Source organism: Brevibacterium sp. (assembly GCF_031179145.1).
Classification (GTDB): Bacteria; Actinomycetota; Actinomycetes; order Actinomycetales; family Brevibacteriaceae; genus Brevibacterium.
This window is the reverse complement of sequence record NZ_JAPSIB010000011.1, coordinates 116271-120078: the sequence shown is the minus strand read 5'-3', so window position 1 is coordinate 120078 and position 3808 is coordinate 116271. Positions and strand designations below refer to the sequence as shown.

5 protein-coding genes are annotated in these 3808 nt (G+C 64.2%); 3 read left to right on the top strand and 2 right to left on the bottom strand.

Annotated elements, in window-relative coordinates; all coding sequences use genetic code 11:
- The coding region (locus tag RIT73_RS10025) for an HNH endonuclease signature motif containing protein (RefSeq protein ID WP_309131927.1) at positions 1-252 on the top strand (252 nt) is incomplete at its 5' end.
- Positions 253-576: 324 nt separating this feature from the next.
- Here RIT73_RS10025 and RIT73_RS10020 read toward each other — a convergent pair.
- Positions 577-1263: a DUF899 family protein gene (locus RIT73_RS10020; protein WP_309131926.1), complete on the bottom strand. Its 687-nt coding sequence runs from the start codon at positions 1261-1263 to the stop codon at positions 577-579.
- 76 nt (positions 1264-1339) lie between these two features.
- Between RIT73_RS10020 and RIT73_RS10015 the strand changes: the two genes are divergently transcribed.
- Both RIT73_RS10015 and RIT73_RS10010 read left to right on the top strand, forming a co-directional pair.
- Positions 1340-2167: a TetR/AcrR family transcriptional regulator gene (locus RIT73_RS10015; protein WP_309131925.1), complete on the top strand. Its 828-nt coding sequence runs from the start codon at positions 1340-1342 to the stop codon at positions 2165-2167.
- Between the two features lie 268 nt (positions 2168-2435).
- Complete coding sequence (locus tag RIT73_RS10010; protein ID WP_309131924.1) at positions 2436-3026, top strand: hypothetical protein; 591 nt, start codon at positions 2436-2438, stop codon at positions 3024-3026.
- Positions 3027-3062: 36 nt separating this feature from the next.
- On the opposite strand, the gene RIT73_RS10005 is transcribed toward RIT73_RS10010, so the two are convergent.
- Positions 3063-3808: phosphoribosylaminoimidazolesuccinocarboxamide synthase (locus RIT73_RS10005; RefSeq protein WP_309131923.1), on the bottom strand; the 746-nt coding region annotated here is incomplete at its 5' end.

The following is a 3808-nucleotide window of genomic DNA, read 5'->3' as shown; positions in this document are numbered from 1 at the left end:
GAGACGCCGCCGGGGTGGTGCGATGTGCACCATATTGTGCCCTGGTCAGAAGGCGGGCGGACTGATGTCAATAATCTGACGTTGGCGTGTGGTCGGCATCATCACCTGATCGATAAGTCGGATTGGTATGCGGTGATGCTGGTCGATGGGCGGCCTGCGTGGGTGCCGCCGGCGTCGGTTGATCCGGCCAGGGAGCCGATCCTGCATGCCCGGTTCATCGCCAGGCAGATCATCGACACCCTCTTCGATTGACGAGGAACACGTGCGGGTGGGGGACAACTCCGCCCACAACTCGACTCCCGATACGCCCTCCAGGGGCGCGCCCAGTCGAGAGGGTTCCAAGGAGCCTTCAGTCGACCAGCTTCAGCTCGGCGGTAGCGACCGCGCTGGTCACGGCGACACGCCAACAGTAGAAGCTCGACGAGCCAGAGCTGAACCAGAGCTAAGCCCGAGCTGAACCAGAGCCGAAAAGCGGAAACAGAGTCGAGGCCGGCCGGAGCCAATGTCCACTATGGGATCGGCTCCGACCGGCCTCGGTGGGGATGGTTCGGTTTCAAGGGGGTTCTTGGGGTGCGGCTAGCGGGATTCTCCGTAGAGCGCCGCGATGTCCGGGGAGTCGGGCCACTTGCTGTAAGTCGCAGACTGAGGCCAGCCGTCGGGGGAGTCCTGCCACTCTTCCTGACGACCCCAGGGCAGCAGGTCAATGAGAGGGAAGACGTGACTCACCTGCTCGACTCCGCGACTGAACGTGCCCCATGTGCGATAAACGGTCTCGCCGTCCCTGAGGAAGACGTTGAGGGCGAATCCGCCTCCTGCGGGCGCACCGACGTCGGCCCCGAACTCGCTGTTCGCCGTCGAATACCACGGCATCTGGTTTCCGACTCGTCGCCGATACTCAAGTGCCTCGTCGATGGGGCCCTGGGTGACGATGACGAAGCGTGCGTCCCAGTTGTCGAGGAAATCGAGCCGGGCGAATTGCGAGGAGAACCATGTGCAGCCACCGCACTGCCATTCCTCACCCTCGTGCCACATGTGGTTGTAGACGATGAGCTGGCTCTTGCCCTCGAAGATGTCGACGAGCCGAATCGGACCGTCCGCGCCCTCCAAGGTGTAGTCCGGCATCTCGACCATCGGCAGGCGTCGTCGCTGAGCGGCGATCGCGTCTAGTTCTCTGGTAGCGGCCTTCTCGCGCACTCGCAGCTGATCGAGCTCACGCTGCCATATCTCCTGATCGACGACTTGAGGCTTTCCGGTGCTGGTCATCGCTGTCCCTCATCTCCTGATCGACGGACTCCGATGGCCGCCGCTGCTCTTCTGTCCGGCTGTACATGTGTACACTGTGAACTTCAATGAAAAGCTTACGCTTGATTCCCGGGAGGCGATAGTGGTCAGCGGGAAGAATTCATACCACCACGGGGATCTGCGGCGGTCGCTGATCGACGAGGGGCTCGCCGTGACGCGCACTCAGGGGCCGCAGGGCCTGGGGTTGCGGGCAGTGACGAGGCGGGTAGGGGTATCGGCCAATGCTGCGTATCGGCACTTCGCCAACCAGCAGGCGCTCGTTGCCGCTGTGGCAGGCGAGATCCTCGAGAAGATGGCAGAGCAGATGCGAACCTTCATGGCCGCCGAGATGCCATCGGATCCCCGTGCGCTGGCCCGGCATCGTCTGCGCGCAGTGGGGCTGGGCTACATCACTTTCGCCGTATCCGAACCAGGTTGGTTCGAAACAGCATTCTTCGACGTGGAGAGGGGTGAAAGCGAAGGCGGCGGCACAGGCGAACGATCCGCCGCGGACTCCAATGCCGCTTCTCCGAATTACAGCGACACTGTGCCGGACCACAGTGATGCGTCAGGCACTGTCCCGGATCACCACTCCACTGCCGCTGCGTCGGTTGAACGTGAGTTGGTGCCGAAAAGGAACGACGCCCTCCCGGTACACGTCGACATGGCGCCCCCGTTTGCGCTCCTCGTCGGCGCGCTCGACGACATGGTCGTCGCGGGCACGCTCTCCGCCGCTCGCCGTGAGGGCGCTGAATGGTCGTGTTGGAGCTCCGTCCACGGCTTCGCGGAACTTGTGGTCCATGGTCCTCTCCAACGGCAGGACTCGGGCGAGGTGATGCGTCTGGCCGAACGCGTGGTCGACGACATCATCGCCGGAATCGTCTGAGGCCACCGGCGAGGGCGGAAGCAAGGCCGGTTCGAAGCGAATTCAGGGGGCGCTGGCCTGCTGAGAACCTCGCTGGCCTGCTGGGAACCTCGCTGGATCGCCGCGTACCCCGCAGATGTCGCCGCCGACTCGATAGTGGCATCCCCCCGGGAGCAAGCCATCTCCCGGGAGCAAGACTTCCCCCGGGCGCCTGGCATCCCCCGGGAGCCGCTTGATTCCCCTCTCAAGAGGGAAGCGCCGGGCAGGGCCATTGGTGCCAGATGGTTTCATGCCTACCAGATCTGCAGAATTTCATGCTCCACCGAGCTGTCAGAGTCCCCGCTGGGTCACCGTCGCAGCCGTTCTTGTCGCTGTCGGCTGCATCGGATTCGCCGCGGTCAACGTCGTCTTCGAGGGCCTCGATCATTTCGCCGATGGTCCCTACGCCGAGTACGCTTCCGGCATCACCGTGATGAACTGGCTCGTCATCGGCCTGAAGGTGTTCGGGGCGGTGGTGGCGCTGTTGTCAGTCTCCTCACAGCCGGTGCTTCTCCGACCGGCAGTCGTGGGTGTGCTGACATGGGGCGCGTTCACAACGCTCGCGGTGTACGTCGTCGGCAGCATGGTCGAGGCGATCGGCATGGCCACGGGCCTGCTGGCCGACGCCGACGACATCGGTCTCCTCGATGTCGGGTACATGCTGTTCTTCCTGACGCTGGCTGCAGGATTCGGAGTCCTTGCGATCTCCCATACCCGTCGGCACAGGCTGCCCAGACGCATCGCTGTTCTCGGCATGTTCGGCCCGCCGGTGGTGCTGGGTGGTGTCCTTTTCGTCGTGCCGTCCCTGCTTGCGGCCATCGGAGTCATGCCGCCACTCTGACTCTCCCGCTGCTCTCAGCTGACCGTCCCGCTGCCCTCAGCCGGGGAACGTCTCTCCCGTCAGCGTTTCGAACGCCTCGATGTAGCGGGCTCGGGTCTTCTCGATGACTTCGGCCGGGAGCGGCGGCGGGGGAGTGTCCGAGGACTTGTCCCAACCGGACTCCTGGGTCAGCCAGTCTCGCACGTACTGTTTGTCGAAGCTCGACTGACTCTTGCCCGCCTCGTACTGGGAGGCATCCCAGAATCGGGACGAATCCGGGGTGAGCACCTCGTCGCCGAGCACGATCATGCCGCCGGCCAAGGTGCCGAACTCGAACTTCGTGTCCGCAAGAATGATTCCACGCTCGCGGGCGATCGCCTCGACGCGCTGGTAGATCTCGATCGTCAGATCGCGGATCCGCTCCGCCTGCTCGGTCCCGATCGTCGAGGCCACCTGCTCGAAGCTGACGTTCTCGTCGTGCTCGCCCACTGCGGCCTTCGTCGCTGGGGTGAAGATGGCGGGTTCGAGCCGGTCGGCTTCGACGAGGCCGGCCGGCAGCGGAATCCCGCAGACGGAGCCGGTGGCTTTGTAGTCCGCCATGCCGGAACCCGTCAGGTAGCCGCGGGCCACGCATTCGACGGGGATCATCGTCAGGTTCTTCACGATGAGGCCGCGACCCTTCACGACCTCGGGCACATCGGAGCTGATGACGTGGTTCCCGATCGTGTCGGCGAGCTGGTCGAACCACCACAGGCTCAGGCCGGTGAGCACCTTGCCCTTGTCCGGGATCTCGGAGTCGAGGA